This window comes from Lysinibacillus sp. SGAir0095, from assembly GCF_005491425.1.
Classification (GTDB): domain Bacteria; phylum Bacillota; class Bacilli; order Bacillales_A; family Planococcaceae; genus Ureibacillus.
On the sequence record NZ_CP028083.1, the window covers coordinates 667,057 to 688,967 of the forward strand.

Sequence of the window (21,911 nt, forward strand, 5' to 3'; positions counted from 1 at the left end):
AAAGGGGCTCAATTATGAAAAAAGCGACTTTGGAAAACTTTGAGGAATATAATAATCCTCTTTTATATGATAAAGAAAATAATGCTTATGCCGAGGATGTAAAATTCCTATTAAAGGTTGCTTCCAATACGAAAGGTGTAATAATCGATTTAGCTTGCGGTACTGGTAGGGCTACTATTCCTTTAGCTAGGGAGGGGCACCAACTTATCGGGGTTGATTTACATAGTGGGATGCTCCTGGAAGCTAAAAAGAAAGCGTCCAATCTAAATTTGCAAATTGATTGGTATGAACAGGATTGCACTAACTTAAACTTGAATGTAAAGAGTAACTTAATCTATCTGGTTGGGAACTCATTCCAGCATTTCCTTACAAACGAAGCCCAAGATGGATTATTAACTTCGGTAAACAACCATCTAACGAGTGAGGGGATATTCGTTTTTGGCACAAGGTTTCCGACCGCTGAAGAATTGTGGCAGCCGAGTAAAGAAGAGTATTGGAGAACCTATATAGATAGCGAGACTCAACATAAAGTAGAACTCTACATAACAAGTAGCTATGACGCTGTATCCCAAGTTCAGGAGAATATTACGCTAAGAAGGTTTATAAATGCAGATGGTGAAATTGTAGATGAAAGTAGAACAAATATTAGCTTAAGATATGTATTCCCAAAAGAAATGGAACGAATTTTATCGACAAATGGCTTACAGATCGCAAATGTTTACAAGGATTGGAACGAAAATGAGTTATCCAATGAGTCCAGTGAAATGATATATGTTTGCAAGAAAATGAATAAAGCATAGTCTTCTCATATACAAAAAAAGAGTGGGATCACTGATACTTATTTTGGGAGGTTGTAAAAGAATATGCTGGGATTATTGATCGCTTTCATGCTTGCTTTTTATTTTATTGTATTATTTAAAAATGGTATCGAGCCTAGTGAAATAGTGATTGAATTTAGTATTCTATACCTCTGTTCCTGTATAATAATTATTCTCTTAATATGGATTCTCCGAAAAGGAAGCCCTAAGATACCGACCATAATTGCCCTTGCCTTGGTAGTAGTGATGATTGGGGTTAAATCTTATGTGGCGATAAAGGAAATTCCAGACTTCAAGATTAATCGGCAAATGGAGCTTGCAACGATATTAGGAAATTCGCCAGAATATAAGGAGTTAGGCATAAACAGTAATGCTGATATCGATTGGATTAAAATCCATGGTGCGCCAAAAAGAGGAAACTTTCATCAAACTTTAGATTATGTAATTGAATTAAGGATAAAAAATGATGAGCATCCCTATTATTTTATGTGTGCAGGTACAGGACCAGATTGCGAGCAATATGAACAAGTAGAAGAATCCTTGGCACTAAGATTGATAGAGCATTATCAATAAGAAAATGTGAATTATAAAACACTCAAATCTCCTAAAAAGAGAATTTGAGTGTTTTTATGTGGGTCTGTTAAAACGGAATTTTAAGATCCAGAATCATTAAGATAATTAAAATCGTACAACCAGTAGTAGCAATGGTATCACCTATGCCTCCACCTTTAAAGTTAGCAATGCGAAAACTCTTCTTAGTGAACGGATAAAGAAGGGGAATGCCTCTTTTGGTCATTAAATCCAAAATCAGATGACTCCACATTCCAGCACTTAATCCAATGACTAAGAACTTTGACATAACTTGCACCTGTCCTGTTAATTCATTAGAAAAGAAGAATAGTAATTCCGAAAAAGCAAAGATGATTAACGGAGTATGCACCACGCTTCGATGCCCAAGTGTCTTACTAATGATGAAAGAAGCAATTTTAAGTTTTCTACCAATATAGCTTTGGCGATGATCGATGTCTGGGAGAAGTGATCCTAACACAGCTCCGAAAAGCACCGCTCCAATCCCCACAATTCCATCCACAAACCCGTTATGTGAAACAGTTGGAACAATGTATTTTGCAGCAGCTATCCCAGCTGTTAAACCACCCATTACATGTGCCGGTTTATTCATGATGTTGCCTCCTATATAACTATTAAACCACCGAATTGTATCTTATTTTAGTAGAAAAACAGTTCGTTGAAACGAGTTTTAACGTATTTCCAATATTGAAAATATAAAAGAAAGGGATTTGGGGAGAACAAAATATAATTTATGGAACCTTTCTATCAATTAATAAGTCTTGTTATTCGATAATATAATATCGTTATTCAATAAATATGGTGGATGAAATCTTGATTGTTAAAACGAAATCAATGGGGGATTATTCATGAGAGCTATAGAACAGCTTGTACGATTTGGTAGGGAGCAGGCTATATCCTGTTTGTTTCCTGTCGTTATTTTTGCCTCCTTGGCGATTACACAAATTCTGCCTCTGCCATTCTTGCCACGGTATGACTGGTTACTGATTATCTGTCTGCTAATGCAGTGGTGGATGGTACGGTCAGGACTTGAAACGCGGGATGAATTAAAGGTTATTACGTTGTTTCACCTTATCGGACTTACACTGGAGCTTTTTAAGGTGCATATGGGCTCTTGGTCTTATCCAGAAGCAGGATATTTTAAAGTTTTTGGAGTTCCTTTGTATAGCGGGTTTATGTATGCAAGTGTAGCGAGTTATCTTTGCCAGGCTTGGAGGCGGCTAAGGGTTGAACTCTTGCAGTGGCCACCATTTTGGGTAGTCGTCCCATTAGCAGCAGCCATCTATTTGAATTTCTTCACACATCATTATTGGATGGATCTACGTTGGTGGCTATCTGGGCTTGTAATACTAGTGTTTTGGAAATCATGGGTACTTTACGAGGTAAACGGAACGCAATATCGTATGCCAATTGCCTTGTCCTTTGTACTAATCGGTTTTTTTATATGGATTGCAGAAAATATCGCTACCTACTTTGGGGCATGGCAATACCCAAACCAAACTGAAGCATGGAGTCTAGTTCATCTAGGAAAGGTAAGTTCGTGGCTTTTACTAGTGATCGTCAGCTTTCTTATAGTAGCGACGTTAAAGCTGGCTAAAAAGAGAATGCCATATTGATATGGGTAGGAGATAAATAATTTAAGTAGGGATGTCTTGGACAAAAAGTTTAGTTTATTGCGAAATTTGTCCATGAGCCCGGTTATCGTGGACAAAAATTTGAGATATTCACAAAATTTGTCCATGAGCCCGGTTATCGTGGACAAAAATTTGAGATATCCACAAAATTAGTCCAAGAGCTCGGTTGTCGAGTACAAATAGTTTAGTTTTCCACAAAATTTGTCCGTGATAAATGCATTACAATCGATACTGATATTTTAAAAAAGAAAGCCCCTCAATTGCTAGAGTAACTCCAACAATAAAGGGGCATATCATTATACTACGGGTCTACCTTCCTTAATATTTTCATTGAAGAATTCGATGATTTTTCCATAGACGAGGATTTCGTTTTGCTTTTTGGAGAAACCATGGCCTTCATCCTCCAACACGATGTATTCAACTTCGCGGCCCTTTTCTTTTAGTGCTGCAACAATTTGGTCGGATTCCTTTTGTACAACACGTGGGTCATTTGCTCCTTGAATGACGAGCATTGGTTTTGTCATTCCATCTAAATAAGTAATAGGGGAATCCTTTGTTAGTCTTTCCTTATCTTTTATAGGATCCCCAACCCATTGCTCCATATATGGCTTCCAAAACTCTGGCACAGACTCGATAAAGGAGAAGAGATCACTTGGGCCGAAAATATCTACTACTGCTTTGAAATAATCTGCGTGTCTACCGTGAAGTAGAAGGGCCATGTATCCACCGTAGCTGCCTCCTAAAAGTAAAATCTTTTCTCTGTCTGCATACCCATTTTCGATAAGCCATTCTAAGCCTTGGATGTTATCTAAACGTGGCCCATGACCCCAGTCACCTTCAACCAATTTAGAAAACTTTAGTCCATAGTTTGTAGAACCACGGAAGTTTGGTGCAAATATGGAATAACCACTGTAAATAAGGGATTGGAACATGGAACGGAAAGTCTTACGCTCAAGAGCTTGTGGTCCACCATGTGGCCAAAGAATGACATGGCCATTTGAGTTTTCTGCTTTTGCCTTAAAGAACAGCGCTTCAATTTCCATTCCATCAAATGAAGGGTAAGTCAAAACCTCTGGCTCCACTAAATCGTCATCATTCACTCCCGGCACACGATAATGCGTTAACTCTTCCCAAATAGTCCCATTATCCTTTGAGACGAAAAGGTTACCAGGTGTTGTAGCATTACGTCCTTGGGCATATAGATTTCCACTTTTCATAACGACTAATTTATCGATTACACTTGTTGGTGCGTTAATAGAGTTCAATTGGCCTTTTTCTATACTATATTCATATAATCGATCCTCTACACCATAGGATCCTACGAGATAGAGAGAGTTGTTCTTCTTAGAATAAGTTAAGCTTGAGAAAGCTTCTTGATCGAGCTGTAGAACAACTGAAAATTCTTTTGTCGATAAGTTGAATTTAGCAAGATAAGTTAAATCTCTATCGTAATCAGTTAGGAAATAGAGATCTGTCTCAGATGTATAAACAATTTCGCCAACCGTATGCTGTTCGGTTGTCTCGGGAGTTAACAAAAGCTTTTCCTCACCAACATGGGCATACGCTAAAGAATGAGTATTACCAAATTGTTTAATGGATACAAAAGAATCTTCATTTGGGCTAACTGCTTCGATAAATGTAGGAGCTTCTTCACCTTTTAGTAAAAGCTTTTCTTCACCAGTTTCAAGATTGTAGACGTAGTTATTGAAGTAAGTTGGATTTCCGAATGTACTAGGGTAGTATAGACGCTTTCCATCTTCACTTAGAAAGGAGAAGAAATGACGTTCACCTTCATGTGTTCGAAGGGGATAAAACTTGCCGCCTTTAGGAGATACCGCGTAAATTTGTGTATTTTCATCACCATCCTGATCGAAGCCAGCAATGATGAATTCACCTGTTTTAGCATATGAAAGAAATGCAGCATTTTGATTATTAAATGTCAGAGGATAGGGAAATTGATTTGGTAGATTCATTGCCCAAAGGTTGGAATATCCATTTAGGTTTGTGCTGAAAACTAATTGTTTTTCATCAGGACTGACAGTGAAATTAGAAACCGTTAATGTTTGAAAAAATTGTTCCACACCTTGCTTTTCGAAATTAATCATAACAACTCTCCAATTCTATTAAGATACAACGATATTACCACAATATTCTGTTTTTTGAAAATAAAGATTGGTATAAAATGTATTTTAATCGAAGGAAGTAACACTACCGAAAAGAGAGTACTTTTTGGTAATTAAAATAAAAAAAACTGAGGTTTTACACCTCAGCTTTAATCCATTCAACTGCTATACTTTTTAATTCAATCGTTTCCTCGTCATAACGGGAAAGATGTCTCTTTAAATCGATGTCACGAAGCTTTGATGCTACCGGTGCTTGTAAGTCTCGACGAAGCCCATCTTCTATAGACATTTTCATACAATCACTTGCTATTGCTAATATATCATCCTCAGTGTGTCCTGCAGATGAAGCGTACGAAAATCCTGCATCAATTAGGTCAGGTATTCTAATGTAAACGGGGTAATCACCCTCATCTGTTTCATTGTCCTCTACTGCAAAAATAACGGGGTATTTATATACTTTTATCATTTTGTTCACCTCAATAACAATAATAATATAGAAAGGACCAATAGTAGCCTGGTAATTATAGGAGAGAATACCTATTGTTTTGAAATTGAGTGAATGAAAGCAGGGACATATTTTTTCATAAAAGCAGCAATATAAATTAATTTAATGCAATTTTTAATAATAGGAATCTCGTGAATATCAAGAAAAACAAAAAAAGAGTTGCAAATAGTAATCATTACTATTTATAATGATGTGGAGTTTGCAAAACGTAATCATTACACTTGTTGTTATTACTAATCAAGCTATGGGTAAAAAATAGGTAGTGAAGTAGCCGAAATAAAAATAAGTTTGAATGCTTCTCCCAAAGTAAGAAAAGGACTCAATGTATTTAAATGTAATAAAGAAAAGTACATAGTAAAGTTTTACATCGAGAATCAATAGCCTCCTATAAACTGAATGTGAAGGGGATAGTATTGCATTTTCTAAATAGTAATCATTACACTTTGTTAACTCGGTCCAAAAATGTCCTTCCAATGTAAGTGATAAAAAGGGATGCAATATGTATCCAATATGTATAAAATTCTGGCTCAGAAAGAGAGGGGAATGTGAGTATACATTTTTATACCTCGATTGATTTAGTACTTATAAATAAAACTTAATTTATGAAGATATTTAAGAATAAAAGGAGACTTATATGATAAAAAATAACTATTCAATTTTAGTAACATTTTTCTTTTTGCTTTTATTGGCAGGATGTAGTGAAAATACGCCAGCAAATAATAGTGAAGAAAATAGTACGAGTAAAAACATATTAACAATGTCTTGGCCGTCAGATATTGGAGAGGCCAACCCTCATTTATATTCACCAAACGAAATGTTTGCACAGGCATTGTTATATGATCCATTAGTCGTTTATGAAAATGATGGGACATTATCTCCTGGATTAGCTGAAAAGTGGGATGTTTCTGAGGATGGTAAGGAATATACATTTTATTTGCGAGACGGAGTAGTGTATTCTGATGGATCCAAGTTAACAGCAGATAACGTTAAGCGTAATTTTGATACAGTTATCGGAAATAGTTTAGCACATAGCTGGTTAGAGGTTGTAACAGTTATTGATAAAGTTGAAGCGGTTGATGAGTTAGCAGTGAAGATCTCATTAAAAGAAGCATATTATCCGTTTTTGCAGGAGTTGGCTTTAATTCGACCACTACGCATGTTAGGTGATGCTGGATTCCCTGATAGTGGCAATACAGCAGATGGAATTAAGAAGCCGATTGGCACAGGGCCATGGATTCTATCTGAATCAAATGAAAACCACACGGTATTTATTAGAAATGAAAATTATTGGGGAGAAAAACCTACTATTGAAAAAGTAGAGGTGAAATATATTGCTGATTCACAGATGCGTATGATGGCTTTAGAAAATGAAGAAATCGATTTAATCTTCGGAAGTTCCCAACTTACTCCAAGTGAATTTACCACATTGCAACAAAATAATCAGTATTTAACGGAAGTTTCAGAACCATTATCAACTCGTATTTTATCGCTTAATTCTACTTATGGTGTAACTAAGTATAAGGAGGTACGACTTGCGCTTCAGCATGCACTGGATCGTCAAACAATCATTGACCATATTTTAAGCGGTTTGGAGCAAGAGGCACATTCTTTGTTTGCACCGGGCTTCCCATATAGTGATATTGAAATTGAAGAGTATGAGTATGATTTAGAAAAATCTAAACAAATTTTAGATGATGCTGGCTGGAATGTTGATGCAAAAACAGGTATTCGTTCAAAAGATGGTGAAAAGCTTGAATTATTAATGGCATACAATTCAAGCGACCAAGTGCATAAAACCATCTATGAGTTTTTACAAGGAGCTTGGAAAGAAATTGGTGTTGATGTTAAATTGATTGCCGAGGAAAACCAAGTGTATTATGCGAGAACAAAAGCAGGTGAATACAATATCGTTATGAATGATACTTGGGGTGCGCCATATGATCCTCATATGTATATTCGTACTATGATTGGAGAGCAACAAATCGGTAACTATTCCTTAATAGGAACAGATTCAAGTGACAAACTTACAGAGGATATTACACGTGTGATTCGAACAACAGATGAAACTGAACGTGCTTCACTATATAAAAATATCATTCAAACAATTCAGCAAGAGGCTATTTTAATGCCAATTTCATACAAACAAAATTATCTTGTAGCAAATGATGTATTTAAAAAACTGAATTTCTCACCTCAACAATTTGAAGTACCAATTAATCTATATGAGATGAAGTGATCATAATGGCCCAATACTTTATAAAACGCTTTTTTAGTATGACTATAGCGATGGTTGGTTTAACGCTAATAGCATTTTTTCTTATGCGTATTATGCCTGGTGATCCGATTGAGTCTTATTATCTGGCAAACAATATTCCGGTAACGGAGGAAATACTTGAGCAAGCAAGAGTGGAGCAAGGGTTGGATCAGCCCTTGCTTACACAATATGTAACCTGGTTAGGTGGAGTACTAAAATTTGATTTTGGCATTTCTTTTATGAATGGAAAGGCTGTGAGTGAGGAATTATTAACCTATTTTAGCGTTACAATTCAATTGGCGCTCGTTGCTTTTTTATTTATTTTAATGATATGCATTCCAATTGGCGTTTTAAGTGCAGTAAAACGACATTCCATTTTTGATAATTTAACAAGAATAACGATATTTTTCGTTGCCTCGATGCCCAGTTTTTGGTTAGGTTTTGTGCTGATTTATATTTTCGCTTTTAAATTTAACCTTTTCCCACTTATGGGATGGGGAACTGCGGATGCGATTATTTTACCTGCATTAACGTTAGCTTTAGCCAATGTACCCTTTTACGTTCGAATGATTCGCACAAATATGATTGAGCAAATGGACAAGCCCTTTGTGGCTTTTGCTAGAGCACGTGGTATAATCGAGTCGGTTATTATTCGAAAGCATATTTTTAAAGCTACGTTAACACCGTTTATCACCTCACTTGCAATGACATTAGGGGTACTAATTGGCGGGGCTGCAATTGTCGAAATTATTTTTTCTATTCCTGGTATGGGACGATTTATAGTTGATGCGATTACAGCACGGGATTATAACGTGATGCAAGGCTTTATTTTGATGATTGGATTTTTCTATATCATTGTGAATTTTTTAGCGGATATAATATGTGCGTTAATCGATCCTAGAATTCGACTTAAGGAGAAAGTGTCATGAAAAGAAAATGGACATTTTATATCAGTACTTTTTTTGTCTGTCTCTTATTTATCGTTGCATTATTTGGTCCTTGGCTTATGCCAAATGACCCTCATGCACCTAATTTGGCCATGAAGCTGCAAGGATTTTCAGTGCAGTATCCTCTTGGGACAGATCATTTAGGACGTTGCGTTTTATCGAGATTAATTGAAGGTGCTAGAGTGTCGTTATTTGTAGCATTCATTGTACTAGTAGTCACGCTTTTAATTAGTATGATCGTCGGTATAACTGCAGGCTATGTTGGAGGTTGGATTGATTTAGTATTAATGCGTATTTGCGACATATTGCTCGCGATTCCAAATTTTATTTTTGCTCTAGTTATTGTTGGTGCACTTGGTGCAGGGATGAAAAATTTAGTTATTGCAATTGCCGCCGTTATTTGGGTAGGTTTTGCACGTGTGATAAGAAATATGGTAGTGAGTCTAAAAGAAACCAATTATGTGGTTTATGCAAAAATTTGCGGTGTGCCAACTTGGAAAAAAATGTTGCGGCATATTGTACCGTTTGTATTTCCGCAAATGCTTCTACTGAAGCTAATCGGTTTAGGTACTACAATTTTAATGATTTCCGAGTTGTCTTTTCTGGGTCTTGGGATAACGCCGCCAACAGCTGAATGGGGCATGATGATTAGTGAAAGTAAAGCTTATTTAATGATAAAACCAGAGTTAATGATTATTCCAGGTGTAATGCTTTCAATAACTGTATTAACTTTTAATGCATTCGGTGATTCGTTACGAGATTTGCTGAATCCAAAATCAGTATGAATAGAGGTGAAATAATGTGTTAGAGATTAGAGATTTATCTGTATTTATCCATAATAAACAGGTGCTAAATCAAGTGAGCTTTTCAGTTCCGAGAGGCAAGATTGTTGGAATTATTGGCGAAAGTGGTAGCGGAAAATCGGTATTATGTTCGACGATTTTAAACCTTTATCGTAATGAGCGAATTGCGAAAGGCAATATTGAATTTGATGGAAAGAGCTTGCTTTTATTAGAGGAGAGAAAAATGCGGGAGATGCGGGGAAAGGAAATTGCGCTCATTATGCAAAATCCAATGTCTATGTTTAATCCAATTGTGTCTATAGGTGGACATTTTACTGAAACACTTCAAGCACATACAAAAATGACCAAAAAGGAAGCAATTGAGAAAGCTAAGGAGCAACTTGCCTTGTTTCAGCTAGGTGATGTGGATATATTAAACAAATATCCTAATGAGCTGAGCGGCGGAATGCTTCAAAGAATAATGATCGCCATTGCAGCAAGCCTTGAACCAAAATTATTACTCGCTGATGAACCTACAACAGCACTAGATACAATGACGCAACTTGAAATACTGAAGGAATTAAAAAAGCTTCACGATAAAACGGCAATGTCGATGTTGGTTGTATCCCACGATTTAGGTGTCATAGCGAATTTAGCAGAAGAAATAATAGTAATGAGAAGGGGGATTGTAGTTGAGCATGGTCCAACTTCACATATTTTGTTGCACCCGGTTCATCCTTATACCCAAACACTTGTTGCAGCCCGAGATGAGCATAGTAAGTTAGAAGAGCTTGCTGATAGGTATGAGCGTACAGTATCCGGAGAACTTGTTTTATATGATGAAAACCATTGGGTGAGAATGGAGGAGACGGGCAAATGATATTAATGCAGAATCTATCGAAAAGCTTCAGCCATTCCCGATTTTATAAAAAGAGCAAATCAAAGGTAAAGGCAGTAGAGAATGTATCACTTAGTATAAATGAAGGTAGTTGTTTTACATTATTAGGTCAAAGTGGCTCTGGAAAAAGTACTCTTGGTAAAATATTGCTCGGTATTGAGAAGCCAGATGCCGGTGAAGTTTTGTTTGATGGAATCGATGTACATAACACAACGACCAAGGAAAGAAAAATGCTTCAGAAATCGTTGCAAGTGGTCTTTCAAGATTGCCATAGTGCAGTAAATCCTAAGCTCAAAGTCAGGGATATTATTGCTGAACCAATTCTAGTATATGAAAAGCTAGATGGTAGTGAGATAGAGGAACGTGTAGGTGAGCTGCTTAAAATGGTTGGTTTGTCAGAGGAGGATATGATGAAATATCCTCAACAATTTAGTGGGGGACAATTACAGCGAATTACAATTGCCCGTGCGATTTCGACGAAACCTCGATTGATTGTCTTGGATGAATCAGTAAATAGCCTTGATGTCTTGGTGCAAATAAGTATTTTAAAGCTTCTGAAACGATTACAGCGCGAGTTGAAACTTACTTATTTTTTCATCACCCATGACCTACATGTAGCTCGACTTTTCGCAGATGAAATAGCGGTTATGCATAAAGGAAGGATTGTGGAGCATTTACGGGTAGATGAGTTAGAGCAGGCGAAGCATGAGGGCACTAAAGCATTATTGAATTCACAACTTAAAATTGATTGTATCCACAACAGCTTGGACCTAAAAGAGGACTTGGAATTATGAAAATAAGCCCGTTATCCTTTAGTATGTTACAAAACTACGGCTTGGCGATTTTTTATTTTACGGCAAACTCTGTATTAACTGTTATATTCCCATTGCAGGCAGCTGACCATGGAATGGAAGAAGCAGAAATTGGCCTGATGATGGGAATCTATATGTTTGTTTGTATGGTGTTACGTCCTTGGGCTGGTCAAATGGTATCCAAATACAGTGTTCATACAGTAATGAAATATTTATTATTAGGGCATGTAGCTGCACTTCTTTTTTATGTTTGGCTTGGCGTTGAAAGTCTTTACGTTGTGAGGATTTTACAAGGTATTGTCACGGCATTTTTCTCCATGGCGATGCAGATGGGGATTACGGAAACCTTACGAGATGAAGATAGAGGTCAAGGCATGGCAATGTACTCGTTATCAAGTGTGATGCCAGGCTTATATGGACCAGCATTAGCAATGTTATTGTGGGTTCAAAGAGATATATCGTGGTTGCTGATTTTTATCACATTCTTAGCTTTTGCACCTCTTTTGTTTTTTATGAAGTCACCATTACCGAAAATTAAAAAGGAAAATGCATCGTTCACCTTGAAGGATATGATAGAGGGAATGAAATTAGCTCGCGCTAATAAAGGCTTGGTCGTTTCTTCAGGTGTAATGCTTATTGGCGCGAGTATATTCGGGGCTATTTCTACTTTTTTACCACTCTATCTTCTAACAACTGATACCGGGAATGTAGGGCTGTATTTATTTTTACAGGCGCTGGTTGTTGTAGGAAGCAGATTTATTTTCAGAAAATATATTCCGTCTGATGGAAAATGGCATCCAGGTTTTATAACCCTTGTATTAGGCAGCTCCATTATAGGGACAACGTTGCTAGCGGTGCTCCCACTTATCGGCTCATTTATCTATATTAGTGCGTTATTTAATGGGATAGCAACGGCAATGCTCTATCCTACATTAACAACGTATATCTCTTTTGCAATTCCGGAATCTCATAAGCATGTATTATTGGGAATCTTTTTAGCTTCTTATGACTTAGGTTTTTCTCTAGGAGGAATGCTAATGGGTATTGTTATCCAATTTGGTTCCTATCCAATAATGTTTGCGGCATGTTCGATAATGGGAGTAGTAGCGATTATATACAACTTTATTGCAAGTTCGCCCAAAGAACGGATTATTATTGAGTAAATAACATGGAGAATTGTTATAATCCCTTTTAGTAAAATTAGAAAAAAGCATATCTGAAAATACCCAGATATGCTTGAAAATAGAATGAGATTTAAATAAGAAAATTGGTTGGTGCAAGTGAAGCTTAATCTCCTGTTACTAGCCATTTTTTTTTGAGATCAGGTGCTGCAAGGGGGCGACTGAAATAATAGCCCTGAGCGTAATCACAGCCCATCTCATTTAAGTCATGCGCTTCTTCTTGCCCCTCTACTCCTTCAGCAATTACTTTTAAATCAAGTTGTTTTGCTATCGCAATGATTGTTTTTACAATGGCTCTGTTCTCCTCGTCTTTGTTCATTCCCATAACGAAGGATTTATCGATCTTCAGAGAATCTAAGGGGTACTTATTCAAATAGCTAAGGGAGGAGTAGCCTGTCCCAAAGTCATCCATTGATAGATTAATTCCAAGATTTTTAAGTGCATTTAGCTTTTCAATCATCGAATCTGCATACATTGCAATGCTCTCAGTAATCTCTAATACAACATAGTTTGAATCGATTTCTGCGTCTTCTATTGCGTTTTTAACATCTTCAACAAACATTGGATCAAGAAGTTGTCTCACAGAAACATTTACACTAATTATTAATGGCTTGTATCCGGCTTTTTGCCATCCAGCATTTTGTCTGATGGCCATTTTCAGCACCCATTGGCCAATTGGAATGATCAATCCGGTTTCTTCTGCGACAGCAATAAATTCGTCCGGCTGAACTTGTCCTAGCGTTGGATTATTCCATCTTAAAAGAGATTCCATCGCTATAATTTCATTCGTTTGCAGGTCAATTAATGGTTGATAGTAAAGCTCGAATTCATGATTGTCTAGTGCAGTTCGTAGTTGTTTTTCAATCATCATTTTTCTATAGAAAGTTTTCTGCATTTCTGATGTGAATAATTGATGATTGTTTTTTCCTTTTTCTTTCACATAGTACATAGCCGTATCTGCGTGTTTTATCAGAGTATTTGCATCGTCCCCGTCATTAGGAAAAATACTAATTCCAATACTAGGTGTAATAAAGTACTCACTACTATCGATTTCAAACCCACTTCCAAATTGTTCTAACAATTCATTGGCAAATGCTTCACTTTCTGTCGCATTATAATATGGAAGGATAATGGTAAACTCATCACCTCCAAGACGATAAATATTGGCAGAATGGTGTTTTTTCTTTAGTAAATTTTTTATCCGTCTTGATACCTCAATTAATAAGAGATCGCCAACATCATGCCCTAGCGTGTCATTAATGTATTTAAATCGGTCCAAATCAAGGAACATAATGGCGCTCTGTCTTTTCTCAGTTTTTGCTTTTTCCAGAAGGTTTGTTAAATCCTCATTGAACATTCTTCTATTTGGTAAACCAGTTAAAGAATCGTGATTAGCCTGGAATTTGATTTCATCTTCATAGTGTTTTCTTTCTGTAATATCTGTTGATACCGCAAGCATAGCTGAATCCTGATTAGAATGAATGGGCACTTTAACTGTCTGGATCCATATTTTTTCTCCTGAAGCAGCAATAACAGATTCTTCTCTAATAAAGACTTTTTCCGTTAGCTTAAAACTCCTATTTGCTTGTTCGGTGTTTGGTGTCTCTGATAACGAATCCTTTTGTAAATCATAATCGGTTTTTCCAATCATATCTTTTATGTTCATGCCCATTAGCTTTGCATAGGATTGATTCATCAGTGTATAGCGTCCTTTTTCATCCTGAGCATAAATATAGTTTGGGTTTAAATCAATCACTTGGAAAAGAAATTTCTTTTGTTCCTTTAGCTCTTTATTCATCTTATTGACGATGTCAAGATGCATTCGACTCGAAAGTATTAATATAGAAAGTGCATAAACGAGCAAAGCAATCGAACTTGGGTACAATTTTGTAGAAGGTATCATATTTAGAAAACCGATTGCATATCCAATTGAAGAAAAGATACTAAAATAAACTAAAAAAGATCGTTCGCTTTTCTTTTTCACATCTAAACTAATTAAGAAACACGTTGTCATACTTACTAATATCAGGAGAACATTGGTATAGTACGTCCAAGAAAGCTCTCCATAAACAGGAAAGTAAAAAGTATTAGAATCTATTTGAAGTAGTTCTAATTCTTCGACTCCGTGACCACTCCATCCAACAAGATAGACTAGCGAAGCCAACCCATAGAATACTAGGACTGTAGGACGGTTCACAATATATTGCCACTTCTTTTGTAAATTATCTGGCAAAATTTCCTGTACGATTGTATAGCCTATATGAAAAATAACGGGTGTTATCATAATTGACCCGAATCTAAAGAGCTTGAAAAAAAGTGTTATGGTCTCTTCTTCAAATAAATCGTATCCATATAAAAATGCAATATCTAATTGCCAAAAAGATACCATTAGAAGTAATAGGAATAACAATTTTGATAGTCTGTATTTTTTAAATAACAGCAATAGGGTAATCCCAATACATATGGGAATGCAGGATAATAATATTAAAAATGTAAAAAACATGTTATGAGCCTCCTATGAATGTGTCAGTAATAGACAAGCATTATTTCCGCTACTTCCATGAGTAGTGATACATACGGACTCAACAGCTTGATATCTAGTTTCAAAAACAATTGGAATATCTTCAAATCCTCTACCTTTGGATTTAATGGTAGGGGGGATAAAACCATATTCCATTGATAAGAGGGAGGAGATGATTTGCATTGCTCCCATAGCTCCAAAGGAATGACCAATCATTCCTTTTATTGAGGTAATAGGTACTTTTGTTCCAAATGTTTCCTTAAGAATGAAACGTTCAATTTGATCATTTATTTCAATACCAAGAGCCTGACTGTTAACATAGCTGGGTACAGTATTTCCAAGTGTTTCTTGGAAAACCTCAAGCATATGCCTACCTGTTGTATCGGAGCTTAATAGTTTTTGTCCTTCATTTCTTGAAATCACATGTTCAATTTTTCCATATATTCGTTGATCGCGTGAATTTGCTGTTTGTCTTCGTTCTAGAACAATAACACCTGCACCCTCTGATAAAACAAAACCGCGATGCTCAGTTGAAAAAGGAATTCCGGCATTTTCGATTGTTGTTTCAGTTGAGAGTACTCTTAATTTTTTAAAACCATTAATTGTCCATTGGCCTAAAGGAGCGTCTGTTCCTCCTACGATGCAAGCATCTACAGTACCGCTCTCAAGTAAAAGCTTTCCAAATGAGACGGCATCTATACTTGCTGTACAGCCAGTTGTTATGGTGAATGCGGGGCCACATAAACCCGTTGCCTCAGCAACAGATCCTGAAAGAGTGTGTGTATCGGCAAATGATACACCTTGAAGAGGGGTTGTTTTTAATTCGAGAAATTTAAGATAATTTTGTTCAATTTCAAGAATTGCTCCAGCAGATGTTCCCATAATGACTGCAACTCGATGTGGCTTAAAATCGTTTACATGTGCCATTTCATAAGCATCCATTGCTGCCGCTATTGCCATTCTTACGGAACGGGGATGACGTTTATAATTCTTCCCGTTTATTTCTTGAAAGCTCTCCTCTATTAACCCAGCAACAAGATGAGATTGTGAGTGATTCACGTTTTTTATTATGCTCTGCGTACATAGTCCTTTTTCTAATACATTTAGAAAACTATATTTATCTAAAACACCAGGCCCAATAATTCCATAACCTGTGATTACTATATCGTCCAAACAATTCACCTACAAATTTCGACTTCGTACCATTATAAACGACAAATTTTGTCAAAGTCCATATTCGATAGGTCTTAAGTTTATTTGAATAATTGGATGGGGTGTCTAGTGCATTAGACATGTAGTGATACTAAATAACTATTTGATGTAAATTAGGTAAGATTTATATAAATAACAAAAAAATGGTAATTTGTTCTAGTTGAGCTACTAGTTTTTAATCTTGCAGTACACTTTCTAAAAAGAACCATAAATATGTTAAGAAGGAAACTGATATGGATTGTTGAAATTAGTAATGGAAAACGACTGTGATTTTTCGGGGTGACAAATATGGAAAACCATACAGATCTTAAACAATACATAAGTATTCGACATATAAAAATGGATGATTATGAAACAATCGTAAAGTGTTAATGGCCTATGCATTAAACGAATTAGGGATTGTGATTTTTAATGCTGAGACACATGAAGCGAATACTCGTTCAAGAAGAATGCTTGGCAATTTGGGATTTAAGGAAATTAGCAGGATTGGGATGGAACAATATATGGGTGAAGAGAGCCGGCTTATTCAATACAGATTTTGTGTGTCACAAAAGGTATAATTTTGTAAAAAGCGATATTAGGGAAGTGTCTATATGATTTATACAATAGCCTTATTCATATTGGCAGGGATTGCCGAGATTGGTGGGGGTTATCTAATTTGGTTATGGTTAAGAGAAGGGAAACCCTGGTACTTTGGCATAGGTGGTGGAGTCGCATTAGCTCTCTATGGAGTTATTGCGACGTTTCAAAACTTTCTATCCTTCGGGAGAGTTTATGCAGCCTATGGTGGTGTTTTTATCATCCTTTCAGTCTTATGGGGCTGGGGAATAGATAAGAAGACGCCAGATTTATATGATTGGCTAGGTGCTTGCATCTGTATTATTGGTGTTTCTGTGATGTTGTTTGCTCCACGTCATTAATTTTACTTCAATAAATAAAGCCAAATGGATTTGTTTCTCCAAGCATATCACTTAAAAAAAAGGGTGTGTATGTTTAGTATATAAATAGGGTCTATTTTAAGGTGATATGCGGATATTGCTAGTATAGCTATTTTTCTGAGTATTAATAGATTCCGTAAATATGTAGGGAGGAACAAAATATGGATGAAAATTATAAAGATTTACTAACAGCATACAAATTACCCAATGGTGTGGAATTGAAAAATCGAATTGTTATGGCTCCAATGACGCACTGGTCATCGAATGAGGATGGCACTGTGACAGATGCTGAAGTTGAATACTATTCCCGCCGTTCAAAAGGAGTGAGTATGGTTATTACTGCTTGTACTCATGTAACACCGAATGGACAAGGTTTTCATGGGCAATTTGCCTCTTATAGTGATGAATATATTCCGAGCTTAAAGCGTGTTGCAAATGCTATAAAAGAACAAGGGTCAAAGGCGGTTTTACAAATTTACCATGGTGGGAAAATGTCTCCTCCTGAATTAGTTCCAAACGGTGACATCGTAAGTGCTAGTGATATTCCGGCAGTAAATGGAGGAGTATCTGGCAAAACACCAAGACCTTTAACAGAAGATGAAATTAAGGAAATTATTAATGCTTATGGAGACGCGACTCGTCGTGCAATTGAAGCAGGTTTCGATGGGGTTGAAATTCACGGGGCAAATGGTTATTTAATCCAGCAATTTTTCTCGGGACATTCCAACAAACGTGACGACCGCTTTGGTGGGAGCTTAGAAAATCGTATGACTTTTCCATTAGCTGTAGTAGATAAGGTGAAAAGTGTTGTCGAAAAATATGGAGATTCTACATTTATCGTAGGGCATCGCTTTTCTCCAGAGGAACCGGAAGAAAACGGCATTACGATGGCAGATACATTAGCTTTAATAGATGCTTTAGCAGACAAAGGGTTAGATTATTTACATGTGTCATTAGGTGAATTTTTCTCGACTGCCAGAAGAGGCGTTGAGGATCTAACTAAAACTCGTATTGAGTATTTACTAGAGAAAATTAATGACCGTGTCCCACTTATCGGGGTAGGTTCTATTTATAGTGCTGAAGATGCACGTAGAGCCTTTGCTACAGGAGTTCCATTATTAGCTCTTGGACGAGAGTTGCTTATCGATCCAGACTGGGTTCAAAAAGTTAGGGACGGAAAAGAACGTGAAATCGTGACTCAGCTTGATAAAGAGAAACAAAAAGAATTAGTAATACCAGATCCTTTGTGGGAAAGAATTATCAATAGACCTGGTTGGTTACCTGGAGTTTAGTTAATACTAGGAATTATCGACTATTAACTATAAAGGGGTGGCTCTGGAGAAAAATGAAAGAGCGAATATTTGTTGAAGAAGGGTACTTAAATGAGAAGCAAAAGCTAACTACCAACTTGCCATGGATTATGAAGCAAACCTGGAGCGATGTTTTATTTGCTCATTATCCGGTATCACGTAAGGTATTAGAAATGCTGGTACCAACTGAATTGAAGGTGGATACCTTTTATCAAACTGGTTGGGTTACCATTGTGCCTTACTTAACAAGCTCTATGCATTTGAGAGGGTTGCCCCCAGTTCCAGGAATGGCTCCTTATCCAGGTTTTAATATAAGAACTTATGTAACGATGAATGGAAAGCCGGGTGTATACTTTTTCAGCTTAACAGCCGCAAACTTTCTCGCTGCTTATTCTGCGAAAACCTTTTTCCGGTTACCTTATTTGTATATGGACATGAAGTATAAGAGGGTGAAGGATTTAGTCGTTTTTGAAAGTGAAAAAAAGTCTGGCTTACAATTGCTATGCAATTATAAATCGATCTCTGCGCCTTCACATACAGACAACGGATCGCTAGAGGAGTGGTTGGTGGAACGATATTGCGTTTATACCATAAGTAAAAAGGGTGTACCTCTTCGGGCGGATATTTTGCACGAACCGTGGCTATTAGAGAAAGCAGAAGCTGAATTCCATCAAAATACTTTGCTATCTACCTTAAACATTAAGCAAGGGAATGAAAAACCGATTTTACATTATGCAAGAAAAGCAGTTGTAAGGTTCTGGCCAATAGCCCGAGTAGATATATAAACAACAGGAGCGATTACTTTTTATTAAAGGGTATCGCTCTTTTTTATGGAATTTACTAGTTGGGTGAACCCTTTAGGAGTGATAATCATGAAAAAAATATTGCCAATAATTTGCGTATTTTGCTTCATAACTACTTCTTTTGTACAAGCCTTAAGCTGGGCATTTCCTTTTGTTGTTTGGAAAGGGAATGTTTATGAGGTGACAGATGAAGTAGTGCATAAAGAAGAAATCGGCAAGCAAATTGGAGAGGTAAAAAGAATGCCGAATGAGATGACGGGAAATTATTTTGGTGATGCATCAAATGCTTTTTCGAAAGGAACTAAATACTTTGAAATAAAGGCCATTTCTTCTAAAGAAGCTATCGCTGTAGAAGCTGAGGAAGCTGAGTGGGTTAAGGCAGTCTTTGCTCATAAAGCCCCATTCCATTGGATGGATTTAATCACAACATTATTACCTACTATAACTTTAATAGTCATTATCATTTTTATTATTTTACGATTGAGGAAAGGGAAGCGCGTTTAATAACAATGCCTAAGATAGAACCCGGTTCAGAAGAAGGATTTCTATAGCCTATTAAAGAATAGTATAGAGATGACAATGCACTTTGGGAGGCGGAATTTTTGAATCAAGCACTTGTAATCATTGATGCACAGCAAGCATTAATCGATGGGAACGAAGTTGAAAAAGGCGTGGTTGAAAAAGAAAGATTAATAAAAAATATTAACACTGTTATTGAGAAGGCTCTAGAAAAGAAAATTACGATTGTGTTTATTAGAGACGTAGATGTTTCAAAAGGAGAAGGGCCAGGATTTCAGGTGCACGAGGACATTAATGTACCATCCCATGCGGTCACTTTTAATAAAGCAGCCACAAATTCATTTTATGGAACGCCATTAAAAGACTACTTAAAAGAACGCGACATTCAACATCTTGTGTTGATGGGCTGTAAAACGGAATATTGTATTGATACAGCTGTAAGAACAGCAACAGTTAATGGTTTTGATGTCACTTTAGTGGGAGATGCACATTCAACGTGTGATTCAGAAACATTATCCGGCCAGCAAATTATCCAGCATCACAATCGAGTATTGCATGGACATTATAATGTAGATCACTTTTCAATGGTTCGCAATTCGGATGAAGACTTGTTTGAACCAATTCATGATAATTATCGCTAAGGAAAAGGGAGGGGGTTAATTGAAACAAAATATTTACGATAATCCAATCTTTTTTGAACAGTACACAGCTTTAAGAGATAGTGGTATTACTGCTAATGATTTTGTGGAGCAGCCTGCCTTGAAATCACTCATATCATCCCTAGAAGGTAAAATGGTATTGGACTTGGGATGTGGTGCTGGTTCCTTTGCTAAATATTGTGTTGAAAATGGGGCATCAAAGGTAATAGCAGTCGATATTTCTAAAAATATGATAGAAAAGGCCAGAAAAGAGAATCAGCATGAAAGCATCAACTATCTATGTTCACCAATAGAAGAAGTAGAGCTACATAATCAAAGTTTTGATGTCATTGTAAGTTCTCTAGCCATTCATTATATTGAAGATTATCCGAAGTTAATCGATAGAGTAATAAGTCTGCTTACCGAAAATGGAGAGTTTGTCTTCTCCACTGAACATCCAATGGTGACGGCACGAAAAGAAGAAATAAGCAACTGGGTAAAAGATAGCGAAGGAAATAAATTGCATTGGGCGTTGGATCATTATCAAGAAGAAGGTAAGCGTGAGGGATATTGGTATATTGACGGAGTAGTGAAGTATCATCGAACCATCTCAACATTAGTTAATACATTGATAGAAAAGGGTCTCGTAGTAGAGAGAATAATAGAGCCTATATCGATTCCTGGGGGAGTAGAACTACGACCTAAACTAATCAATGAAGAAAGAAGACCCTCTTTTATTGTCATTAAAGCAAAGAAAAATTAAGTCAGTACTGCCTAATGGGCAGTTTTTTATTGCACTCGATGATTACATAATCGATTTGTTTATAGGGATAGGAGTGGTTAGGTTTGCGGAATGAAGAAAAGATTCTAACTATTATTCGAGAGGATTCTTGGATGATGGAAATCTTACAAACTGTGAAAATTTTGGATTTACAGGATTGGTGGATATGTGCCGGCTTTGTAAGGTCAAAAATCTGGGATACTATACATGAGTTTGACTTTAGGACACCGATTGCGGATGTGGATGTAATTTACTTCGATCCATCTAATGTTGAGGAATTAGAGGAAAAGCAGTATGAAGAAATACTCAAATCACTCTTGCCCAACATTCCTTGGTCTGTAAAAAATGAAGCGAGGATGCACCTGAGAAATAATTGTCCCCCTTATAAGTCTTCCATTGATGCCATTTCAAAATTTCCAGAAACAGCTACTGCATTAGGTGTTAAATTAGATAGCCAGGATCATCTAATTTTAACTGCACCCTGTGGAATTCAAGATGTCGTTAATATGGTGGTTAAACCGACACCGTATATATTAAAAAACAAAGAAAAAGGCATGATTTATGAAGAACGAGTTGCAAGCAAGAACTGGCAGACAGTCTGGAAAAAGTTAGAGATTCATCATATTTGCATATCAAATACATAGTCT

General features: G+C 36.6%; 21 protein-coding genes. 16 read left to right on the forward strand and 5 right to left on the reverse strand.

The window, feature by feature from the left end; genetic code table 11:
- Window positions 1-14: 14 nt before the first annotated feature.
- On the forward strand, window positions 15-800 hold the full coding sequence (locus C1N55_RS03405) for a class I SAM-dependent methyltransferase (RefSeq protein ID WP_205758509.1): 786 nt from the start codon (window positions 15-17) through the stop codon (window positions 798-800).
- Between the two features lie 63 nt (window positions 801-863).
- On the forward strand, window positions 864-1,391 hold the full coding sequence (locus tag C1N55_RS03410; RefSeq protein ID WP_137727504.1) for a hypothetical protein: 528 nt from the start codon (window positions 864-866) through the stop codon (window positions 1,389-1,391).
- 67 nt (window positions 1,392-1,458) lie between these two features.
- On the opposite strand, the gene C1N55_RS03415 is transcribed toward C1N55_RS03410, so the two are convergent.
- Window positions 1,459-1,998, reverse strand: a complete 540-nt coding sequence (locus C1N55_RS03415; protein WP_137727505.1) for a metal-dependent hydrolase — start codon at window positions 1,996-1,998, stop codon at window positions 1,459-1,461.
- A gap of 256 nt (window positions 1,999-2,254) precedes the next feature.
- On the opposite strand from C1N55_RS03415, the gene C1N55_RS03420 reads away from it, so the two are divergent.
- Complete coding sequence (locus tag C1N55_RS03420; protein WP_137727506.1) at window positions 2,255-3,022, forward strand: DUF817 domain-containing protein; 768 nt, start codon at window positions 2,255-2,257, stop codon at window positions 3,020-3,022.
- 314 nt (window positions 3,023-3,336) lie between these two features.
- Here C1N55_RS03420 and C1N55_RS03425 read toward each other — a convergent pair whose 3' ends face one another.
- Together C1N55_RS03425 and C1N55_RS03430 are read right to left on the reverse strand one after the other, a co-directional pair.
- Window positions 3,337-5,145 (reverse strand): S9 family peptidase, encoded by a 1,809-nt coding sequence (locus C1N55_RS03425; protein ID WP_137727507.1) that lies wholly within the window; start codon window positions 5,143-5,145, stop codon window positions 3,337-3,339.
- Window positions 5,146-5,299: 154 nt separating this feature from the next.
- On the reverse strand, window positions 5,300-5,629 hold the full coding sequence (locus C1N55_RS03430; protein WP_137727508.1) for a hypothetical protein: 330 nt from the start codon (window positions 5,627-5,629) through the stop codon (window positions 5,300-5,302).
- Between the two features lie 673 nt (window positions 5,630-6,302).
- Here C1N55_RS03430 and nikA point away from each other — a divergent pair.
- The 6 genes from nikA to C1N55_RS03460 are packed head-to-tail and all read left to right on the forward strand — an operon-like array spanning window position 6,303 to window position 12,524.
- The gene (gene nikA / locus C1N55_RS03435) at window positions 6,303-7,904 is read left to right on the forward strand and encodes a nickel ABC transporter substrate-binding protein (protein ID WP_240758369.1); all 1,602 of its coding nucleotides are present in this window, start codon (window positions 6,303-6,305) and stop codon (window positions 7,902-7,904) included.
- A gap of 5 nt (window positions 7,905-7,909) precedes the next feature.
- The gene (gene nikB, locus C1N55_RS03440) at window positions 7,910-8,851 is read left to right on the forward strand and encodes a nickel ABC transporter permease (RefSeq protein ID WP_137727509.1); all 942 of its coding nucleotides are present in this window, start codon (window positions 7,910-7,912) and stop codon (window positions 8,849-8,851) included.
- On the forward strand, window positions 8,848-9,654 hold the full coding sequence (locus C1N55_RS03445; protein WP_137727510.1) for an ABC transporter permease: 807 nt from the start codon (window positions 8,848-8,850) through the stop codon (window positions 9,652-9,654). The genes nikB and C1N55_RS03445 overlap by 4 nt, the downstream gene beginning before the upstream one ends.
- A gap of 16 nt (window positions 9,655-9,670) precedes the next feature.
- Window positions 9,671-10,531 (forward strand): ABC transporter ATP-binding protein, encoded by an 861-nt coding sequence (locus C1N55_RS03450; RefSeq protein ID WP_137727511.1) that lies wholly within the window; start codon window positions 9,671-9,673, stop codon window positions 10,529-10,531.
- Entirely contained in the window at window positions 10,528-11,343 is an 816-nt protein-coding gene (locus tag C1N55_RS03455) for an ABC transporter ATP-binding protein (RefSeq protein WP_137727512.1), read from the forward strand. Before C1N55_RS03450 ends, C1N55_RS03455 begins: the two co-directional genes overlap by 4 nt.
- Window positions 11,340-12,524: a staphylopine family metallophore export MFS transporter CntE gene (locus tag C1N55_RS03460; protein WP_137727513.1), complete on the forward strand. Its 1,185-nt coding sequence runs from the start codon at window positions 11,340-11,342 to the stop codon at window positions 12,522-12,524. The genes C1N55_RS03455 and C1N55_RS03460 overlap by 4 nt, the downstream gene beginning before the upstream one ends.
- A gap of 124 nt (window positions 12,525-12,648) precedes the next feature.
- Here C1N55_RS03460 and C1N55_RS03465 read toward each other — a convergent pair whose 3' ends face one another.
- Together C1N55_RS03465 and C1N55_RS03470 are read right to left on the reverse strand one after the other, a co-directional pair.
- The gene (locus C1N55_RS03465; protein ID WP_137727514.1) at window positions 12,649-15,045 is read right to left on the reverse strand and encodes a sensor domain-containing protein; all 2,397 of its coding nucleotides are present in this window, start codon (window positions 15,043-15,045) and stop codon (window positions 12,649-12,651) included.
- A gap of 12 nt (window positions 15,046-15,057) precedes the next feature.
- Window positions 15,058-16,236, reverse strand: a complete 1,179-nt coding sequence (locus C1N55_RS03470; protein WP_168193797.1) for a beta-ketoacyl synthase N-terminal-like domain-containing protein — start codon at window positions 16,234-16,236, stop codon at window positions 15,058-15,060.
- Between the two features lie 632 nt (window positions 16,237-16,868).
- Between C1N55_RS03470 and C1N55_RS03480 the strand changes: the two genes are divergently transcribed.
- The 7 genes from C1N55_RS03480 (at window position 16,869) to C1N55_RS03510 (ending at window position 21,908) form a co-directional block, all read left to right on the forward strand.
- Window positions 16,869-17,195: a YnfA family protein gene (locus C1N55_RS03480; protein ID WP_137727517.1), complete on the forward strand. Its 327-nt coding sequence runs from the start codon at window positions 16,869-16,871 to the stop codon at window positions 17,193-17,195.
- Window positions 17,196-17,374: 179 nt separating this feature from the next.
- Window positions 17,375-18,505, forward strand: a complete 1,131-nt coding sequence (locus C1N55_RS03485) for an NADH-dependent flavin oxidoreductase (RefSeq protein WP_137727518.1) — start codon at window positions 17,375-17,377, stop codon at window positions 18,503-18,505.
- A gap of 53 nt (window positions 18,506-18,558) precedes the next feature.
- Window positions 18,559-19,308, forward strand: coding sequence for a YqjF family protein (locus tag C1N55_RS03490; RefSeq protein WP_137727519.1), 750 nt, complete (start codon window positions 18,559-18,561; stop codon window positions 19,306-19,308).
- Window positions 19,309-19,395: 87 nt separating this feature from the next.
- Complete coding sequence (locus C1N55_RS03495; RefSeq protein WP_137727520.1) at window positions 19,396-19,830, forward strand: hypothetical protein; 435 nt, start codon at window positions 19,396-19,398, stop codon at window positions 19,828-19,830.
- 98 nt (window positions 19,831-19,928) lie between these two features.
- Window positions 19,929-20,486 carry a cysteine hydrolase family protein gene (locus tag C1N55_RS03500; protein ID WP_137727521.1) on the forward strand — a complete coding sequence of 186 codons (558 nt, stop codon included), beginning with the start codon at window positions 19,929-19,931 and terminating at the stop codon, window positions 20,484-20,486.
- A 19-nt stretch (window positions 20,487-20,505) separates the two neighbouring features.
- The gene (locus C1N55_RS03505) at window positions 20,506-21,246 is read left to right on the forward strand and encodes a class I SAM-dependent methyltransferase (protein WP_137727522.1); all 741 of its coding nucleotides are present in this window, start codon (window positions 20,506-20,508) and stop codon (window positions 21,244-21,246) included.
- Between the two features lie 83 nt (window positions 21,247-21,329).
- On the forward strand, window positions 21,330-21,908 hold the full coding sequence (locus C1N55_RS03510) for a nucleotidyltransferase family protein (RefSeq protein WP_240758371.1): 579 nt from the start codon (window positions 21,330-21,332) through the stop codon (window positions 21,906-21,908).
- Window positions 21,909-21,911 lie beyond the last annotated feature (3 nt).